This is a genomic window from Enterobacter cloacae complex sp. HYC033_NIDB (assembly GCF_056673335.1).
The window spans coordinates 3,641,106-3,660,123 of sequence record NZ_CP115123.1 but is presented as its reverse complement, the minus strand read 5'-3'; the positions used below and the strand labels follow the sequence as shown (position 1 = coordinate 3,660,123).

The 19,018-nt window shown below is 56.7% G+C and carries 18 protein-coding genes; 12 read left to right on the top strand and 6 right to left on the bottom strand.

The annotated features are described in order from the left end of the window. Positions 1 to 10 precede the first annotated feature (10 nt). Together O1721_RS17625 and O1721_RS17620 are read right to left on the bottom strand one after the other, a co-directional pair. Positions 11 to 829 carry a DUF72 domain-containing protein gene (locus O1721_RS17625; RefSeq protein ID WP_047719453.1) on the bottom strand — a complete coding sequence of 273 codons (819 nt, stop codon included), beginning with the start codon at positions 827 to 829 and terminating at the stop codon, positions 11 to 13. Further along, the gene (locus O1721_RS17620; protein ID WP_032648699.1) at positions 826 to 1,392 is read right to left on the bottom strand and encodes a hydrolase; all 567 of its coding nucleotides are present in this window, start codon (positions 1,390 to 1,392) and stop codon (positions 826 to 828) included. The genes O1721_RS17625 and O1721_RS17620 overlap by 4 nt, the downstream gene beginning before the upstream one ends. A gap of 262 nt (positions 1,393 to 1,654) precedes the next feature. Between O1721_RS17620 and aspS the strand changes: the two genes are divergently transcribed. The 6 genes from aspS to ruvB all read left to right on the top strand — a co-directional run bounded on the left by aspS (position 1,655) and on the right by ruvB (position 6,910). Continuing rightward, positions 1,655 to 3,427: an aspartate--tRNA ligase gene (gene aspS, locus O1721_RS17615; RefSeq protein WP_017384352.1), complete on the top strand. Its 1,773-nt coding sequence runs from the start codon at positions 1,655 to 1,657 to the stop codon at positions 3,425 to 3,427. Position 3,428: 1 nt separating this feature from the next. Then, a complete protein-coding gene (gene nudB, locus O1721_RS17610) occupies positions 3,429 to 3,872 on the top strand; it encodes a dihydroneopterin triphosphate diphosphatase (RefSeq protein ID WP_003859745.1) in 444 nt (147 codons plus the stop codon). 27 nt (positions 3,873 to 3,899) lie between these two features. Further along, a complete protein-coding gene (locus O1721_RS17605; protein WP_003859747.1) occupies positions 3,900 to 4,640 on the top strand; it encodes a YebC/PmpR family DNA-binding transcriptional regulator in 741 nt (246 codons plus the stop codon). A gap of 34 nt (positions 4,641 to 4,674) precedes the next feature. Next, positions 4,675 to 5,196 (top strand): crossover junction endodeoxyribonuclease RuvC, encoded by a 522-nt coding sequence (ruvC, locus tag O1721_RS17600; protein ID WP_003859749.1) that lies wholly within the window; start codon positions 4,675 to 4,677, stop codon positions 5,194 to 5,196. Positions 5,197 to 5,276: 80 nt separating this feature from the next. Next, positions 5,277 to 5,891, top strand: a complete 615-nt coding sequence (gene ruvA / locus O1721_RS17595; RefSeq protein ID WP_003859751.1) for a Holliday junction branch migration protein RuvA — start codon at positions 5,277 to 5,279, stop codon at positions 5,889 to 5,891. Between the two features lie 8 nt (positions 5,892 to 5,899). Then, the gene (gene ruvB, locus O1721_RS17590; protein ID WP_003859753.1) at positions 5,900 to 6,910 is read left to right on the top strand and encodes a Holliday junction branch migration DNA helicase RuvB; all 1,011 of its coding nucleotides are present in this window, start codon (positions 5,900 to 5,902) and stop codon (positions 6,908 to 6,910) included. Between the two features lie 52 nt (positions 6,911 to 6,962). Here ruvB and znuB read toward each other — a convergent pair whose 3' ends face one another. Both znuB and znuC read right to left on the bottom strand, forming a co-directional pair. After that, a complete protein-coding gene (gene znuB, locus O1721_RS17585) occupies positions 6,963 to 7,748 on the bottom strand; it encodes a zinc ABC transporter permease subunit ZnuB (protein WP_015570280.1) in 786 nt (261 codons plus the stop codon). Then, entirely contained in the window at positions 7,745 to 8,500 is a 756-nt protein-coding gene (gene znuC / locus O1721_RS17580; RefSeq protein WP_023296807.1) for a zinc ABC transporter ATP-binding protein ZnuC, read from the bottom strand. Before znuC ends, znuB begins: the two co-directional genes overlap by 4 nt. 77 nt (positions 8,501 to 8,577) lie before the next feature. Between znuC and znuA the strand changes: the two genes are divergently transcribed. The 3 genes from znuA (at position 8,578) to lpxM (ending at position 11,946) form a co-directional block, all read left to right on the top strand. Beyond that, positions 8,578 to 9,522 (top strand): zinc ABC transporter substrate-binding protein ZnuA, encoded by a 945-nt coding sequence (znuA, locus tag O1721_RS17575; protein WP_032650053.1) that lies wholly within the window; start codon positions 8,578 to 8,580, stop codon positions 9,520 to 9,522. Between the two features lie 15 nt (positions 9,523 to 9,537). Next, entirely contained in the window at positions 9,538 to 10,857 is a 1,320-nt protein-coding gene (mepM, locus tag O1721_RS17570; protein WP_003859762.1) for a murein DD-endopeptidase MepM, read from the top strand. A gap of 117 nt (positions 10,858 to 10,974) precedes the next feature. Next, positions 10,975 to 11,946, top strand: a complete 972-nt coding sequence (gene lpxM / locus O1721_RS17565; RefSeq protein ID WP_015570283.1) for a lauroyl-Kdo(2)-lipid IV(A) myristoyltransferase — start codon at positions 10,975 to 10,977, stop codon at positions 11,944 to 11,946. A 43-nt stretch (positions 11,947 to 11,989) separates the two neighbouring features. On the opposite strand, the gene pyk is transcribed toward lpxM, so the two are convergent. Next, positions 11,990 to 13,432, bottom strand: coding sequence for a pyruvate kinase (pyk, locus tag O1721_RS17560; RefSeq protein ID WP_003859767.1), 1,443 nt, complete (start codon positions 13,430 to 13,432; stop codon positions 11,990 to 11,992). A 114-nt stretch (positions 13,433 to 13,546) separates the two neighbouring features. Beyond that, positions 13,547 to 14,416: a MurR/RpiR family transcriptional regulator gene (locus O1721_RS17555; protein ID WP_003859769.1), complete on the bottom strand. Its 870-nt coding sequence runs from the start codon at positions 14,414 to 14,416 to the stop codon at positions 13,547 to 13,549. Between the two features lie 356 nt (positions 14,417 to 14,772). Here O1721_RS17555 and zwf point away from each other — a divergent pair, with 356 nt between their 5' ends. The 3 genes from zwf to kdgA all read left to right on the top strand — a co-directional run bounded on the left by zwf (position 14,773) and on the right by kdgA (position 18,974). After that, positions 14,773 to 16,248 carry a glucose-6-phosphate dehydrogenase gene (gene zwf, locus O1721_RS17550; RefSeq protein ID WP_003859771.1) on the top strand — a complete coding sequence of 492 codons (1,476 nt, stop codon included), beginning with the start codon at positions 14,773 to 14,775 and terminating at the stop codon, positions 16,246 to 16,248. Positions 16,249 to 16,481: 233 nt separating this feature from the next. Continuing rightward, the gene (edd, locus tag O1721_RS17545; RefSeq protein ID WP_017384346.1) at positions 16,482 to 18,293 is read left to right on the top strand and encodes a phosphogluconate dehydratase; all 1,812 of its coding nucleotides are present in this window, start codon (positions 16,482 to 16,484) and stop codon (positions 18,291 to 18,293) included. Positions 18,294 to 18,332: 39 nt separating this feature from the next. Beyond that, on the top strand, positions 18,333 to 18,974 hold the full coding sequence (gene kdgA / locus O1721_RS17540) for a bifunctional 4-hydroxy-2-oxoglutarate aldolase/2-dehydro-3-deoxy-phosphogluconate aldolase (protein ID WP_003859774.1): 642 nt from the start codon (positions 18,333 to 18,335) through the stop codon (positions 18,972 to 18,974). Positions 18,975 to 19,018: the final 44 nt, after the last annotated feature.

Sequence of the window (19,018 nt, the reverse complement as noted above, 5' to 3'; positions counted from 1 at the left end):
GGGGGTGATTTCAGAAAAGAGAAGATTGTTGTGGGATGGACGGCGCGGGGCCAACCGACGGAACTGCCTGCTGCAAGGCCTGCCAGAGAGCATCGACCAGTTCAGGCGCCTGTGCGATATCCGGCGTATGTAAAAAAAGGTACGGCGTGGTGGTGTGCTCCCATTTCGCCAGCGTTTGCAGCCAGACGGCGAACATCTCCTCATTTTGCTGCATGTTATCGCTGCCGATAAACCGGACCATCGGGTTCTGTGCCGTTACGATCGCGTGGACGGACACTTTAGGTTTTTTGCGCTGGGCATCAACAACGGCTTCGCTGTGCGGGATTGCGCTATGTACGGGGCGGCTGTCGAGGATCACGCGGTTGACCGATCGTTCATGCAGGCCGCGATTGAGCGCTTTCTCCGCGTCGCCCTTGGCAAAGAATTCCGGATGCCTTACTTCTACGCCGTAGGTGAAGCCATGCGGCAGGGCGTCGAGAAACTGCCAGAGGGCAGGCAGGTCGCGCGGGCCAAACGTGGCGGGAAGCTGGAGCCAGTACTGGCCAATACGGTTGGCCAGAGGCGACATCCGGGTGAAAAACTCGTGGGTTAAATCATCGCAGTTGCGCAGCGCGGCGTTGTGGGAGATGGTCGCCGGGAATTTAAAGCAAAAGCGGAAGTCGTCGCTGGTTTGCTCGCGCCAGCGTTCGACGATCTCCGCGCGGGGCAGAGCGTACAGCGTGGTATTGCCCTCCACGCAGTTAAAGTGTCGGGCATACTCTTCAAGGCTGGTAATACCCAGGCGCACCCATTTCGGGTGCGACCACTGGGGCAGGCCCACGTACATCATAGCGCGCTGAGGATCTCATCCGTGCTGCGCACGCGACCGATACGCGGGAAGATATGGGTCATGCTGCCCTGGTGCTGATCCGCAGAGGCTGCGCTGCACGCATCTTCCGCGATCACCAGGTTAAAGCCCAGCTCCCAGGCGTTACGGGCGGTGGATTCCACACCGATGTTGGTGGAGATCCCGCACAGAATAATCGTGTCGATCCCGCGACGGCGCAGCTGGAGCTCCAGGTCGGTGCCGTAGAATGCGCCCCACTGGCGTTTGGTGACTTCTATATCGCTGTCGCGTTTACCGAGCGAGACAGGATATGTCCACCAGTTGTCCGGCAGCGCCTGCGCCGGGGCCTTGGCATCAACCGGCTGCTTTAACGCTTCGGCGAAATCAGCGGACCAGCCGACGCGCACCATAACAACAGGCGAGCCGCTGGCGCGGCATTTTTCTGCCAGGCGCGCAGCGCGGCTGACCACATCGTCAGCGGTGTGCGGACCACCGGCAAAAGGCAGAATGCCTTCCTGTAAATCAATGACCACAAGGGCGGTTTTGGTGGCATAAAGTGTAAACATCGTCACTCCCGTCAAATGATTGCTTTTCTACACCTTACGACGTGATGGCCTGTTATCGGTCGGATAATTTTGTTAATTTTTGTGAGAATAGGCAATAAGAGTTCAGCAAACGCGCGTCAGGCCGTGCTTCGCTCTTATCGTGCGGCAGAATTTCCAGTATAATAGCCGCCTTTTTTCATCCAGTTGTGACATACAGAAAGCTGCGACATCGTAGCCTGCGAGACAGGCGACAATCAGCCTGCGGCTAATTAAGGGATATCTCATGCGTACAGAATATTGCGGGCAGCTGCGTCAGTCCCACGTCGGGCAGCAGGTCACCCTGTGTGGTTGGGTCAATCGTCGTCGCGATCTTGGTAGCCTTATCTTTATTGATATGCGTGACCGCGAAGGTATCGTTCAGGTGTTCTTCGATCCGGATCGCGCTGATGCGTTGAAGCTGGCTTCTGAGCTGCGCAATGAGTTCTGCATTCAGGTGACGGGCACCGTGCGTGCGCGTGACGAGAAAAACGTCAACGCCGACATGGCGACCGGCGCTATCGAAGTGCTGGCGTCCGATCTGACGATCATCAACCGCGCGGAAGCGTTGCCGCTGGACTCCAACCACGTCAACACCGAAGAAGCGCGTCTGAAATACCGCTACCTGGATCTGCGTCGTCCGGAAATGGCTCAGCGCCTGAAAACCCGTGCGAAAATCACCAGCCTGGTGCGCCGTTTTATGGATGACCACGGTTTCCTTGATATCGAAACCCCGATGCTGACCAAAGCCACGCCGGAAGGCGCGCGCGACTACCTGGTGCCATCCCGCGTCCATAAAGGCAAATTCTACGCGCTGCCGCAGTCACCACAGCTTTTCAAACAGCTGCTGATGATGTCCGGCTTCGATCGCTACTATCAGATCGTGAAATGCTTCCGCGACGAAGACCTGCGCGCTGACCGTCAGCCAGAATTTACCCAGATCGATGTGGAAACCTCCTTCATGACCGCTGAGCAGGTGCGTGAGGTGATGGAAGCCCTGGTGCGTAGCCTGTGGAACGACGTGAAAGGCGTTGAGCTGGGCGATTTCCCTGTCATGACCTTCGCGGAAGCCGAGCGTCGCTACGGTTCCGACAAACCAGACCTGCGTAACCCGATGGAGCTGGTGGACGTGGCAGACCTGGTGAAAGCCGTTGAGTTCGCGGTCTTTGCTGGCCCGGCTAACGATCCGAAAGGCCGCGTGGCTGCCCTGCGCGTTCCGGGCGGTGCTGCCCTTAGCCGTAAGCAGATTGACGACTACGGCAACTTCATCAAGATCTACGGCGCGAAAGGTCTGGCCTATATTAAAGTGACCGAGCGTGCAAAAGGTCTGGAAGGCATCACCAGCCCGGTGGCGAAATTCCTGAATGCGGACATCGTGGAAGCGATCCTTGAGCGCACCGGCGCGCAGGACGGCGACATGATCTTCTTCGGCGCAGACAACAAGAAAGTGGTTGCGGATGCGATGGGCGCGCTGCGTCTGAAGCTTGGCAAAGACCTGAACCTGACCGACGAAAGCAAATGGGCGCCGCTGTGGGTAATCGACTTCCCGATGTTTGAAGACGACGGTGAAGGCGGCCTGACCGCGATGCACCACCCGTTCACCTCGCCAAAAGAGATGACGGCGGCAGAGCTGAAAGCGGCGCCGGAAGACGCGGTGGCAAACGCCTACGATATGGTCATCAACGGCTACGAAGTGGGCGGCGGTTCCGTGCGTATTCACAGCGGTGAAATGCAGCAGACCGTGTTCGGCATTCTGGGCATTAACGAGCAGGAGCAGCGCGAGAAGTTTGGCTTCCTGCTGGACGCCCTGAAGTACGGTACCCCTCCGCACGCGGGTCTGGCCTTCGGTCTTGACCGTCTGACCATGCTGCTGACCGGCACCGACAACATCCGTGATGTGATCGCCTTCCCGAAAACCACCGCAGCGGCGTGTCTGATGACTGAAGCGCCAAGCTTTGCCAACCCGGCCGCGCTGGCTGAGCTGGGCATTGAGGTGGTGAAGAAGGAAGAGAAAAACTGATATGGCATATAAGCGTCCCGTTTCGGTTCTGGTGGTCATTTATGCAGAAGACACGAAGCGGGTGCTGATGTTGCAGCGGCGCGACGATCCGGATTTCTGGCAGTCGGTTACCGGCAGCCTGGAAGAGGGAGAGACCGCGCCGCAGGCCGCCGCGCGTGAAGTAAAGGAAGAGGTCGCCATTGACGTTGCTTACGAGCAACTGACCCTGAAGGACTGTCAGCGCACGGTGGAGTTTGAAATTTTTAGCCATTTACGTCATCGCTATGCACCGGGCATTGAGCGCAATACGGAATCGTGGTTCTGCCTTGCGCTTCCCCATGAGCGGGAGATCGTGTTCACGGAACACCTGACCTACCGCTGGGTGGATGCGGCGGATGCCGCCGCACTGACCAAGTCGTGGAGCAACCGGCAGGCGATTGAAGAATTTGTAATTAACGCTGCCTGAGAAGGCGCGATTTTTGGAGAACTTTTTATGGCAGGTCATAGTAAGTGGGCCAACACCAAACACCGCAAAGCGGCACAGGATGCCAAACGCGGTAAAATATTTACCAAAATCATTCGTGAGCTGGTGACAGCGGCGCGTCTAGGCGGCGGCGATCCGGCCTCTAACCCACGTCTGCGCGCAGCGGTGGATAAAGCCCTGTCCAACAACATGACGCGTGACACCCTGAACCGTGCCATCGCACGTGGCGTGGGCGGTGATGAAGACGCGAACATGGAAACCATCATTTATGAAGGTTACGGTCCTGGCGGTACGGCGGTGATGGTTGAGTGTCTGTCCGACAACCGTAATCGTACCGTTGCGGAAGTGCGTCACGCGTTCACCAAAACCGGCGGCAACCTGGGCACTGACGGTTCTGTAGCGTACCTGTTCAGCAAAAAAGGCGTCATCTCCTTCGAGAAAGGCGACGAAGATGCGATCATGGAAGCGGCGCTGGAAGCCGGTGCGGAAGACGTGGTGACCTATGACGACGGTGCTATTGATGTTTACACCGCATGGGAAGAGATGGGTGCCGTGCGCGATGCGCTGGAAGCGGCTGGCCTGAAGGCGGATAACGCTGAAGTCTCCATGATCCCGTCTACCAAAGCGGACATGGATGCGGAAACCGCACCGAAACTGCTGCGTCTGATCGACATGCTCGAAGACTGCGACGACGTGCAGGAAGTGTATCACAACGGTGAAATCTCTGATGAGGTTGCAGCGACTCTCTGATGAGAGCCTGTAAACCGTTTACGGGAGACGCGTGATGTCGATTATTCTCGGGATTGACCCCGGCTCACGCGTCACCGGCTATGGCGTTATCCGTCAGGTGGGACGCCAGCTAACCTACCTCGGCAGCGGCTGTATTCGCACCAAAGTGGACGATCTGCCGTCGCGCCTGAAGCTCATCTATGCGGGCGTGTCGGAGATCATCACCCAGTTCCAGCCGGACTATTTCGCCATCGAGCAGGTCTTTATGGCGAAAAACGCTGACTCGGCGTTAAAGCTCGGTCAGGCGCGCGGCGTGGCGATTGTTGCCGCCGTGAACCAGGATCTGCCGGTGTTTGAGTACGCGGCCCGTCAGGTTAAGCAGACGGTGGTGGGCATTGGTAGCGCGGAGAAAAGCCAGGTGCAGCACATGGTGCGTACCCTGCTGAAGCTCCCTGCGAACCCGCAGGCCGACGCCGCGGATGCGCTGGCCATTGCGATTACCCACTGTCACGTCAGCCAGAATGCGATGCAAATGAGCGAGTCGCGGCTCAATCTGGCGCGAGGCAGGTTACGATAATGACAAATCAGGCTGGATGTTTATCCAGCCTTTTTTTATTATGTCGGCAGTTAATTTCTTCCAGAACGCAGGAGCGTCACGTGATAGGCAGACTCAGAGGCATCATCATTGAAAAACAACCCCCGTTAGTACTGCTGGAAGTGGGTGGCGTGGGCTATGAAGTCCATATGCCAATGACCTGCTTCTATGAGCTGCCGGAGGCGGGCAAAGAGGCGGTTGTCTTTACCCAGTTTGTGGTGCGTGAAGACGCTCAGCTGCTGTACGGCTTCAATAACAAACAGGAACGCACCCTGTTCCGCGAATTGATTAAAACCAACGGCGTCGGGCCGAAGCTGGCCCTGGCGATTCTGTCCGGTATGTCAGCGCCACAGTTTGTGAACGCCGTTGAGCGTGAAGATCCGGCTGCGTTAATTAAACTTCCTGGCATCGGGAAGAAAACCGCCGAGCGCCTGATTGTCGAGATGAAGGACCGCTTCAAAGGTCTGCATGGCGATCTGTTCACGCCGGCAGCCGATCTGGTGCTGACTTCCCCGGGCGCGCCTGCATCTGATGATGATGCCGAGCAGGAAGCGGTTGCCGCGCTGGTGGCGCTGGGCTATAAACCTCAGGAGGCCAGCCGGATGGTGAGCAAAATTGCTAAACCGGATGCCAGCAGTGAAACTCTGATTCGTGAAGCGCTGCGCGCTGCATTGTGAGGTAAAGGATGATTGAAGCAGACCGCCTGGTATCGGCAGGCACCATTCAGCCAGATGACGTGGTGGATCGCGCGATCCGTCCCAAACTGCTGGATGAGTACATCGGCCAGCCGCAGGTTCGTTCTCAGATGGAGATTTTCATCCAGGCGGCAAAGCTGCGCGGCGATGCGCTCGATCACCTGCTGATTTTTGGTCCGCCGGGGTTAGGTAAAACCACCCTGGCGAATATCGTCGCCAATGAAATGGGCGTTAACCTGCGTACCACCTCCGGCCCGGTACTGGAGAAAGCAGGGGACCTGGCGGCGATGCTGACCAACCTCGAACCGCATGACGTGCTGTTTATCGATGAGATCCACCGTCTTTCACCGGTGGTGGAGGAAGTGCTCTATCCGGCAATGGAGGATTACCAGCTGGATATCATGATCGGTGAAGGTCCGGCCGCGCGCTCGATCAAAATCGATCTGCCACCGTTTACCCTGATTGGCGCCACGACCCGCGCCGGCTCGCTGACCTCTCCACTACGCGACCGTTTTGGTATCGTGCAGCGTCTGGAGTTTTATCAGGTGCCCGACCTTCAGCATATTGTAGGGCGCAGCGCGCGCTACATGGGGCTGGATATGAGCGAAGAGGGGGCGTTTGAAGTGGCGAAGCGCTCCCGCGGTACGCCGCGTATCGCCAACCGCCTGCTGCGCCGGGTGCGTGACTTTGCCGAGGTGAAGCACGACGGCACCATATCGGCCGAGATCGCCGCCCAGGCGCTGGATATGCTGAATGTCGATGCCGAAGGTTTTGACTACATGGACCGTAAGCTGCTGCTGGCGGTGCTGGATAAGTTCTTTGGCGGGCCAGTAGGGCTGGATAACCTGGCGGCGGCAATTGGCGAAGAGCGTGAGACTATCGAGGACGTGCTGGAGCCGTATCTGATCCAGCAGGGCTTCTTGCAGCGTACCCCGCGTGGTCGTATGGCAACGGTGCGGGCGTGGAATCATTTCGGCATTACGCCGCCCGCGATGCCGTAAGCAGCGATAAATTGTAGCCCCGGTAAGCGAAGCGCCACCGGGGACATGCTGACTACTGCGCGGTCTTTTTCATCATACTGAAAATAAACAACACCGCCGCGCACAGTACCACCGACGGCCCCGCTGGCGTGTCATAAAACGCCGAGAAGGTTAACCCGCCCGTCACCGCAATCATTCCGATAATCACCGCGATACCGGCCATTTGCTCCGGCGTTCGCGCAAAACGGCGCGCAGTGGCGGCAGGAATTATCAGCAGCGACGTGATGATCAGCGCGCCAACAAATTTCATCGCCACGCCGATGGTTAACGCCGTCACCAGCATCAACAGCAGCTTCACGCGCTGAAGCTTCACGCCATCAACAAAGGCCAGATCCGGACTGACGGTCATAGCCAGTAAATTCCGCCACTGCCACAGCAGGATCCCGAGCACCACTGCCACGCCAATGGCAATAGAAATCAGATCTTCGGGCGTGACGGCCAGCAGATCGCCAAACAGGTAGGCCATCAGGTCCACGCGGATGTTTGACATCAGGCTCACCACCACCAGGCCCAGCGACAGGGCGCTGTGCGCCATAATGCCGAGCAGGGTATCAATTGCCAGATGAGGACGTTTTTCCAGCCAGACCAGACCGGCAGCCAGCAGCAGCGTGACGACAATCACCGCATAAAACGGGTTCACGTCCAGTAACAAACCAAACGCCACACCCAGCAATGAAGCATGGGCCAGCGTATCGCCGAAATAGGACATTCTGCGCCAGACGACAAACGAGCCGAGTGGACCCGCGGCGCAGGCAAGCATAATCCCGGCCAGCCAGCCGGGCAGTAACAGTTCAATCATGAGTGTCCATTTCCCCGACGCAGGACAATTCGTCCCTGTAAATCATGGCGGTGATTGTGATTATGACGATAGATGCCCAGCTGTTCGGCGCCGCGATGGCCAAACATAGAGATAAATTCCGGATGCATTGACACCACTTCCGGCGTGCCGGAACAACAAATGTGATGGTTCAGGCACAGCACTTCGTCGGTTTTGGCCATCACCAGGTGCAGATCATGGGACACCATCAGCACCGCGCAGTTTAGCTCCCGACGGAGCTGGTCAATCAGATCGTACAGCGCAACCTGACCGTTGACGTCAACACCCTGCGTCGGCTCGTCCAGGACCAGCAGCTGAGGGCTGCTGAGCAGGGCGCGGGCAAGTAATACGCGCTGGGTTTCACCGCCCGACAGCTTTTGCAAGGGCGCCTCAACAAGATGTCCCGCCTGAACGCGTTTCAGCGCCGGGAGGATATCCGCTTTACGCGTACCGGGACGGAGGCGCAGGAAGCGGCTCACCGTCAGGGGCAGGGTGGCATCGAGGTGTAATTTTTGCGGCACATAGCCGATACGCAACTTGTCTTGGCGGACGATAACACCTGCGTCAGGGGCTACCAGGCCTAATACGACGCGTACCAGCGTCGACTTGCCTGCACCGTTAGGGCCGAGCAGCGTGAGTATTTTGCCGGGCTTCAGATTCAGCGACACCTCAGAAAGGACGCGGCGCTGGCCGAATGAGACCGAAACATTTTCAAGAGAAACTAAAGTCGTCATGTCAATTTAAGCTTGCAGAAGTCATCGAATGTTATAATATCACATTCCACGCATTCATTACGATGATTAGTCGCATTATGTTACAGAAAAATACGCTTCTTTTCGCAGCTTTATCCGCTGCTCTTTGGGGTACAACAGCACAAGATGTTAACGCCGCCGTTGTCGCTTCGCTTAAACCGCTTGGATTTATCGCCTCTGCCATCGCGGATGGGGTCACTGAGACCCAGGTTCTGCTGCCTGATGGTGCTTCCGAGCATGATTATTCCCTGCGTCCATCTGATGTAAAACGCTTACAGAACGCGGACTTAGTCGTCTGGATTGGTCCTGAGATGGAAGCGTTCATGCAGAAGTCAGCCAGTCAGCTTCCCGCTGAGAAACAGGTGACGATTGCCGGGCTGTCCGGCGTGAAACCGTTACTCATGAAAGGAGCTGAGGACGAGGGTGACGAACACGACCACGACCATGCTCACGGTGAAAAAGGTGACGACCATCACCATCACGGCGAATACAACATGCATCTCTGGCTCTCCCCAGAGATAGCGCGGCTTACAGCGGTTGCAATCCACGACAAATTAGTGGAACTTATGCCGCAAAGTCGAATCAAACTCGACGCCAACCTGAAGGATTTTGAGGCTCAATTAGCCGCAACCGACAAACAGGTGGGTAACGAGCTCGCACCGCTTAAAGGAAAAGGGTACTTCGTTTTTCATGATGCCTACGGGTATTACGAGAAACATTACGGTCTGACCCCGCTGGGGCATTTTACCGTCAACCCTGAAATTCAGCCTGGTGCGCAGCGTTTACATGAAATCAGAACACAGTTGGTTGAGCAAAAAGCGACATGCGTTTTTGCTGAGCCACAGTTCAGGCCAGCGGTCGTAGAAGCCGTGGCCAGGGGAACATCCGTGCGCATGGGAACCCTTGACCCGCTAGGTACGAACATCCAGTTGAGCAAGGCGAGCTATTCGCAGTTCCTCAGCCAACTGGCGAATCAGTATGCGACCTGCCTGAAAGGAGATTAACGAGGAAGTGAATACGTGCAACAGATAGCCCGCTCTGTCGCCCTGGCATTTAACAATCTGCCTCGACCCCACCGCGTTATGCTGGGGTCGCTTACAGTTCTCACATTAGCGGTCGCCGTCTGGCGGCCCTATGTTTACCACCCGAGTTCCGCCCCAATCATTAAAACCATCGAACTAGAGAAGAGCGAGATCCGCTCTCTGCTGCCTGAGGCCAGCGAGCCTATCGATCAGGCCGCTCAGGAAGATGAAGCGATTCCCCAGGATGAGCTGGATGACAAGATCCAGAATGAAGCCGGCATTCATGAATATGTTGTTTCTACTGGCGATACGCTGAGCAGCGTCCTGAACCAGTACGGTATCGACATGGGCAACATCAGCCAGCTCGCCGCATCCGATAAAGAGCTGCGTAACCTGAAAATTGGTCAGCAGCTTTCCTGGACCCTAACGCCCGACGGCGATCTGCAACGTCTGACCTGGGAGATGTCCCGTCGCGAAACCCGCACCTACGATCGCACTGCAAACGGTTTCAAAATGACCAGCGAATTGCAGCAGGGCGACTGGGTTAACAGCGTCATGAAAGGAACCGTCGGCGGCAGCTTTGTTTCCAGCGCACGCGATGCCGGCCTGACCAGCGCTGAAATCAGCTCGGTGATCAAAGCCATGCAGTGGCAGATGGATTTCCGCAAACTGAAAAAAGGCGATCAGTTCTCTGTCCTGATGTCCCGCGAAATGCTGGATGGTAAGCGCGAGCAGAGCCAGCTGGTGGGTGTTCGTCTGCGTTCAGACGGCAAAGACTACTACGCTATTCGCGCGGAAGACGGTAAGTTCTATGACCGCAGCGGTACGGGTCTGGCAAAAGGCTTCCTGCGTTTCCCAACGGCGAAACAGTTCCGCGTCTCCTCCAACTTTAACCCGCGTCGTCTGAACCCGGTAACTGGCCGCGTAGCGCCGCACCGTGGCGTTGACTTCGCCATGCCGCAGGGCACGCCAGTGCTGGCGGTAGGGGATGGTGAAGTGGTCATGGCGAAACGCAGCGGTGCTGCTGGCTACTACGTTGCTATTCGTCACGGTCGTACGTACACCACCCGCTACATGCACCTGCGTAAACTGCTGGTCAAACCGGGCCAGAAAGTGAAACGTGGCGATCGCATCGCGCTGTCCGGTAACACCGGCCGGTCGACGGGTCCGCACCTGCACTACGAAGTGTGGATCAACCAGCAGGCAGTTAACCCGCTGACGGCGAAACTGCCGCGCACCGAAGGGCTGACCGGCAAAGATCGCAAAGATTACCTGGCGCAGGTGAAAGAGGTGATGCCGCAGCTGCGCTTCGACTAAGCTCTCCTGATTTAAAAAGCCGGCGTCAGTATGCGCCGGCTTTTTCTTTTGTGCGCGGGCGGCAGCCTCGCTACACTATCCGAATATATTTTTGCGTCACCAGACCCTGGAACCCGCATGGAAACCAAAAAAAACAATATTGAGTACATTCCCGAGTTTGAAAAATCTTTTCGCCACCCGCGTAACTGGGGCGCCTGGCTTGGCGTATACGCGTTTGCTGGCATGGCGTTGCTACCTGCTTCCCTCCGCGATCCGGTGCTCGGCAAAGTGGGGCGCCTGGCAGGGCGCTTAGGTAAAAGCGCACGCCGCCGCGCGCAAATAAATCTGTTGTACTGTTTTCCGGATAAAAGCGACGCCGAACGCGAAGCAATCATTGATGACATGTATACCACCGCGCCACAGGCCATGGCGATGATGGCGGAACTGGCGCTGAAAGGGCCGGAGAAGATCGTCGAACGCGTTGACTGGAAAGGGCTGGAGATCATCGACGAGATGCGTCGCAATGATGAAAAGGTGATTTTCCTGGTGCCGCACGGCTGGGGGGTAGACATTCCGGCGATGTTAATGGCGTCGCAGGGCCAGAAAATGGCGGCGATGTTCCATAATCAGGGAAACAAAATCTACGACTTCGTCTGGAATACCGTGCGCCGTCGCTTTGGCGGGCGTTTGCACGCTCGAAACGATGGCATTAAGCCTTTCATTCAGTCGGTACGTCAGGGTTACTGGGGCTACTATCTGCCCGATCAGGACCACGGCCCGGAACACAGCGAGTTTGTCGATTTCTTCGCAACCTATAAAGCCACGCTACCCGCGATTGGTCGCCTGATGAAAGTCTGCCGCGCCCGCGTGATCCCACTGTTCCCGGTTTATGACGGTAAAACGCATCGCCTGAGCATTGAGGTACGTCCGCCGATGGACGATCTGCTGACCGCAGACGATCACACCATCGCACGCCGCATGAATGAAGAGGTGGAAGTGCTGGTGGGGCCGCATAAGGAGCAATATACGTGGATCCTGAAGCTGCTCAAAACGCGTAAACCTGGCGAAACAGAGCCGTACAAGCGTAAAGAGCTTTTCCCGAAGAAATAGGAAACCTTCACCCCTCTCCCCTTAGGGGAGAGGGGATCGGAGCTTACTCTACGGTCAGTACGCGGGTGGTATTGGTTGAGCCGATGGTGCTCATCACATCACCCTGCGTCACGATAACGATATCACCGGATACCAGATAACCTTTGTCGCGCAGCAGGTTCACGGCATCGTGCGCGGCGGCCACGCCGTCGTTGGTGCTGTCGAAGTATACTGGCGTCACGCCGCGATACAGCGCCGTCAGGTTCAGCGTACGCTCGTGACGGGACATGGCGAAGATCGGCAGACCGGAGCTGATACGGGACGTCATTAACGCGGTACGGCCAGATTCGGTCATGGTGATGATCGCCGTGACCCCTTTCAGGTGGTTGGCTGCGTACATCGCGGACATCGCAATCGCTTCTTCCACATTGTCGAACTGGATATCCAGGCGGTGCTTGGAGACGTTAATGCTTGGGATCTTCTCCGCACCCAGGCAGACGCGCGCCATGGCGGCCACGGTTTCCGCCGGATACTGGCCCGCTGCGGTTTCCGCTGACAGCATCACCGCATCGGTACCATCCAGCACGGCGTTCGCCACGTCCATGACTTCCGCACGGGTTGGCATTGGGTTGGTGATCATGGATTCCATCATCTGGGTGGCGGTGATCACCGCGCGGTTCAGCTGACGCGCGCGACGGATCAGCGCTTTCTGGATACCGACCAGTTCAGGGTCGCCAATTTCCACGCCCAGGTCACCACGGGCAACCATCACCACGTCAGACGCCAGGATCACGTCGTCCATCGCGTCCTGATCGCAGACCGCTTCAGCGCGTTCCACTTTCGCAACGATTTTCGCATCGCAGCCTGCATCGCGCGCCAGGCGGCGAGCATAGTTCAGATCTTCGCCGCAGCGCGGGAAGGAGACGGCCAGGTAATCCACGCCGATCTGCGCTGCGGTCACGATATCCGCTTTGTCTTTATCGGTCAGCGCTTCGGCAGACAGTCCACCGCCGAGTTTGTTGATGCCTTTGTTGTTGGAGAGCGGGCCGCCGACGGTCACTTCGGTGAATACCTTCATACCCTGAACTTCCAGCACTTTCAGCTGTACGCGTCCGTCGTCCAGCAGCAGGATGTCGCCAGGCACAACGTCAGCAGGCAGACCTTTGTAGTCGATACCCACTTTTTCCTTATCGCCTTCGCCTTTACTCAGGTTGGCATCCAGCAGGAATTTATCGCCGATGTTGAGGAAGACTTTGCCTTCTTTAAAGGTCGATACGCGGATTTTTGGACCTTGCAGGTCACCGAGGATAGCAACATGGCGGCCCAGTTTAGCTGCGATTTCACGCACTTTGTCGGCACGTAATTTATGGTCTTCTGGCGTACCGTGAGAGAAGTTCATGCGCACCACGTTGGCACCCGCGGCGATAATCTTTTCGAGGTTATTATCGCGGTCGGTGGCCGGGCCTAAGGTGGTGACGATCTTGGTTCTGCGAAGCCTTCTGGACATGTAATACTCCGTTGACTGAAACAACTTTGGTGTTGCGTGAACATAGAATCGGCCTTCATCTATCGCAAGGCAGTAGCGAGGGGACCGAATGCCGTAAATCGTACATCGTAGTTATTAGGGAACATCGCTCTTTATAAGCAATTCTTTATCAAAACGCGATTCTTTCAGGGCTTCCTTGACCCGCTTCAAGTTATCCCGGAATTTTGCGCCCCGGCGTAAGGTAAAACCGGTCGCCAGCACGTCGATGACCGTCAACTGCGCCAGGCGGGAGACCATCGGCATGTACATGTCGGTGTCCTCCGGTACGTCCAGGGTAATGGCGAGCGTCGCTTCCCGGGCCAGCGGCGTACCTGCCGTCGTCAGGGCGATGACCATCGCATCGTTGTCACGCGCGAGCTGCGCCAGCTCCACCTGGCTCTTGGTGCGGCCCGTATGGGAGATGAGTACCACGACATCATCTTCACTACAATTCATACAGCTCATGCGTTGCAGCACAATGTCATCGGAGTAAATCACCGGCACGTTAAAGCGAAAGAACTTATTCATGGCGTCATGCGCCACGGCGGCGGACGAGCCAAGGCCAAAGAAGGCAATCCGTTTGGCCTGCGTGAGAAGATCGACCGCGCGATTCACTGAACTCATGTCCAGAGACTGGCGAACGTGGTCGAGCGTGGCCATAGCCGATTCAAATATTTTTGCGGTGTAAGCATCAACGCTGTCGTCTTCATCTACATTGCGATTAACATACGGGGTGCCGTTTGCCAGACTTTGGGCCAGATGCAGTTTAAAATCAGGAAAGCCGCGCGTGTCCAGACTACGACAGAATCGATTGACCGTCGGTTCGCTGACGCCCGATTCCTGTGCCAGAGCGGCGATGCTTGAATGAATCGCCTGAGCGGGCGCGGCGAGAATAACTTCAGCCACTTTGCGCTCGGATTTGCTAAGGTGTTCCAGTTGAAACTGGATTTTTTCCAGCATGTTCATTGTTAACAAGACGCTCATGAGGGCATAAACGATTTCATAAAGAGATGAAATCTTGATTCGATTTAGCCGATATTACCCCCGGGACTCCCGAAAGGGTAATCGTCGACAAGAAATGTTGTTGTTTTTTTTCATTACTTGATCGACGTCGGGTTTTGCTCTGACCCTGTTGCGCAAAGAATCGACGTTTGTTGCGTCATCAGACGGGCGTTATGGCCCGGGTGACGAAAAATTACCGTATCGCACGCGACGTTAAGCGCTAATAGTTTCAGGAAACGCGTAAAAGCAGTACAGTGCATTGTAATAAAATTACAACGATACCTGGCAGAGTACCAGGCGATCTAACTGAGGAGAATGACATGGCGGTAACGCAAACAGCCCAGGCATGTGACCTGGTCATTTTCGGCGCTAAAGGCGATCTTGCACGCCGAAAATTGCTGCCTTCCCTGTATCAGCTCGAAAAAGCGGGCCAGATCCATCCCGATACCCGGATCCTTGGGGTAGGACGCGCAGACTGGGATAAGGAGGCTTATACCAAAGTCGTGCGCGAGGCGCTCGAAACGTTCATGAAAGAGAAAATCGATGAAAGCCTTTGGGATAAGCTGAGCGGGCGTCTCGATTTCTGCAACCTGGACGTCAACGATGTAGGCGCCTTTACCCGTCTGGGTGAAATGCTTGACCAGGAAAATCGTGTCACTATTAACTATTTCGCCATGCCGCCAAGCACCTTCGGCGCCATCTGCAAAGGTCTGGGCGAGGCGAAGCTGAACGCCAAACCGGCGCGCGTGGTGATGGAGAAACCGCTGGGTACGTCGCTGGCGACCTCGCGTGAAATCAACGACCAGGTGGGCGAGTTCTTTGAGGAGTGTCAGGTTTACCGTATTGACCACTATCTGGGCAAAGAGACGGTACTGAACCTGCTGGCGCTGCGTTTTGCCAACTCCCTGTTCGTGAACAACTGGGACAACCGCACTATCGACCACGTGGAAATTACCGTGGCGGAAGAGGTGGGCATCGAAGGCCGTTGGGGCTACTTCGACCAGGCCGGCCAGATGCGGGACATGATCCAGAACCACCTGCTGCAAATTCTGTGCATGATTGCCATGTCTCCACCGTCAGATCTGACGGCCGACAGCATTCGTGATGCCAAAGTGAAAGTGCTGAAATCACTGCGCCGTATTGACCGCTCCAACGTGCGTGAGAAAACCGTGCGCGGCCAGTACACCGCAGGTTTTGCCCAGGGGAAAAAAGTTCCTGGCTATCTGGAAGAAGAGGGCGCGAACAAGTCCAGCAACACCGAGACGTTTGTGGCGATCCGCGTGGATATCGACGACTGGCGCTGGGCCGGTGTGCCGTTCTACCTGCGTACCGGTAAACGTCTGCCAGCAAAATGCTCCGAAGTGGTGGTCTACTTCAAAAATCCGGAACTGAACCTGTTCAAAGAATCCTGGCAGGAACTGCCGCAGAACAAACTGACCATCCGTCTGCAACCGGACGAGGGTGTGGATATTCAGATCCTCAACAAAGTGCCGGGCCTTGATCACAAACACAACCTGCAAACTACTAAGCTGGACCTGAGCTACTCTGAAACCTTCAACCAGACGCATCTCGCCGATGCTTACGAGCGTCTGCTGCTGGAAACCATGCGTGGTATCCAGGCGCTGTTCGTCCGCCGCGATGAAGTGGAAGAGGCGTGGAAGTGGGTCGACTCCATCACTGAAGCGTGGGCAGCCGATCAGGACGCGCCAAAACCGTATCAGGCGGGAACCTGGGGACCTGTCGCCTCCGTTGCGATGATCACCCGTGATGGCCGCTCCTGGAACGAGTTTGAATAACCACCTTCTCTAGCCCAAAGGTGTTATTTTACCGGTAACATGATCTAACACAGCAAGTGGCATAATTTTTATCTTTTAAGCTCCGCGTGGATTCACCCGCGGAGCTTTTTTTATTACACTCCCTTCAGACATTTTGCCCCTGTGCTCCGGATATCAGGCGTTTCAGCGTTGTTAACAACCGTCAGAAACTGTGTAAACTCCCGAGCCTGGACAGATAAATTAGAGGAGCTTTTATGAATCCGACATTGTTACGCGTAACACAACGCATCGTTGAACGCTCGAAAGAGACCCGTGCTGCCTACCTTGCCCGCATCGAACAGGCGAAGAGTGAAACTGTCCATCGCTCTCAGCTGGCCTGCGGGAATCTGGCCCACGGCTTTGCGGCCTGCCAGCCTGGTGATAAAGACGCGCTGAAAAGCATGTTGCGTAACAATATCGCCATCATTACCTCCTATAACGACATGCTTTCAGCCCACCAGCCGTATGAGGCCTACCCGGCTATCATCCGCAATGCGCTGCACAGCGTGAACGCGGTGGGCCAGGTTGCAGGCGGCGTGCCGGCCATGTGTGATGGCGTAACCCAAGGCCAGGACGGTATGGAGCTGTCCTTGCTGAGCCGCGAAGTGATCGCCATGTCGGCGGCAGTGGGCCTCTCTCACAACATGTTTGATGGCGCGCTCTATCTGGGCGTGTGCGACAAAATCGTCCCGGGGCTGGTGATGGCCGCGCTGTCGTTTGGCCATCTGCCAGCGATTTTTGTGCCGTCAGGCCCGATGGCTAGCGGTCTGCCAAACAAGGAAAAAGTCCGTATCCGCCAGCTGTATGCCGAAGGAAAAGCGGACCGTCAGGCACTGCTGGAAGCGGAAGCCGCGTCCTATCATGCGCCGGGCACCTGTACGTTCTACGGTACGGCCAACACCAACCAGATGGTGGTGGAGTTTATGGGTATGCAGCTGCCGGGCTCGTCGTTCATCCAGCCGGATGCGCCACTGCGTAAAGCGCTGACCGAAGCCGCAGCCCGTCAGGTGACGCGCCTGACCGGTAACGGCAACGAGTGGATGCCAATGGGCAAAATGGTGGATGAAAAAGTCATCGTAAACGGGATTGTCGCCCTGCTGGCGACCGGCGGTTCAACCAACCATACCATGCACCTTGTCGCGATGGCGCGCGCGGCGGGCATTCTGATCAACTGGGATGACTTCTCCGATATCTCCTCCGTGGTACCGCTGATGGCGCGTCTGTACCCGAACGGTCCGGCGGACATCAACCACTTCCAGGCCGCGGGCGGCGTGCCGGTGCTGATGCGCGAGCTGCTGAAAGGCGGCCTGCTGCATGAGGATGTCAACACGGTGGCGGGCTTTGGTCTGCATCGCTATACCCTTGAACCCTGGCTGAACAACGGTGAGCTGGACTGGCGCGAAGGGGCGAGCGACTCGCTCGATCCTCAGGTTATCGCAACCTTCGAACAGCCGTTCTCTCCTCACGGCGGCACCAAAGTGCTGAGCGGTAACCTTGGACGTGCCGTGATGAAAACCTCTGCCGTGCCGGAAGAGAATCAGGTTATCGAAGCCCCGGCGGTGGTGTTTGAAAGCCAGCACGACGTTTTACCTGCCTTTGACGCGGGTCTGCTTGATAAAGACTGCGTGGTCGTGGTGCGTCATCAGGGACCAAAAGCGAACGGGATGCCAGAATTACATAAACTTATGCCGCCGCTTGGTGTATTATTGGACCGCCGTTTCAAAATTGCGCTGGTAACCGATGGACGCCTCTCGGGGGCATCCGGTAAAGTGCCTTCAGCGATTCATGTCACCCCGGAAGCCTACGACGGCGGCCTGCTGGCGAAAGTGCGTGATGGTGACATGATCCGCGTTAACGGTCAGACAGGCGAGTTAACCCTGCTGGTGGATGAAGCAGAGCTGGCGGCGCGTCAGCCACATATTCCTGACCTGAGCGCGTCACGCGTGGGTACCGGACGCGAAATGTTTGGTGCGTTGCGTGAGAAACTCTCCGGTGCGGAGCAGGGCGCAACCTGTATTACGTTTTAAGACGACTTGATTTTAACGATCTGGCGAGAGAAAACTCTGATGAAAAACTGGAAAACAAGTGCAGAAGCAATCCTGACCACTGGCCCTGTCGTGCCGGTTATTGTGGTAAACAAACTGGAGCACGCTGTCCCAATGGCGAAGGCGCTGGTTGCGGGTGGCGTTCGTGTTCTGGAAGTGACCCTGCGTACCGCCTGTGCGATGGATGCGATCCGTGCTATCGCCAAAGAAGTGCCGGAAGCGATCATTGGTGCCGGTACGGTTCTGAATGCGCAGCAGCTGGCGGAAGTGACCGAAGCGGGCGCACAGTTTGCCATCAGCCCGGGGCTGACTGAGCCGCTACTGAAAGCCGCAACCGAAGGTTCTATTCCGCTGATCCCGGGTATCAGCACCGTTTCTGAACTGATGCTGGGCATGGACTACGGCCTGAAAGAGTTCAAATTCTTCCCGGCTGAAGCGAACGGCGGCACCAAAGCGTTGCAGGCCATTGCGGGCCCATTCTCCCAGGTGCGTTTCTGCCCAACGGGCGGCATCTCTCCGGCCAACTACCGTGACTATCTGGCGCTGAAAAGCGTGCTGTGCATCGGCGGCTCCTGGCTGGTTCCGGCGGATGCGCTGGAAGCAGGCGACTGGGATCGCATCACTAAACTGGCTCGCGAAGCGGTAGAAGGCGCGAAACAGTAAGTTTGTTTGCCGGGTGTCGGCTGCGCCTAACCCGGCCAGCCAGA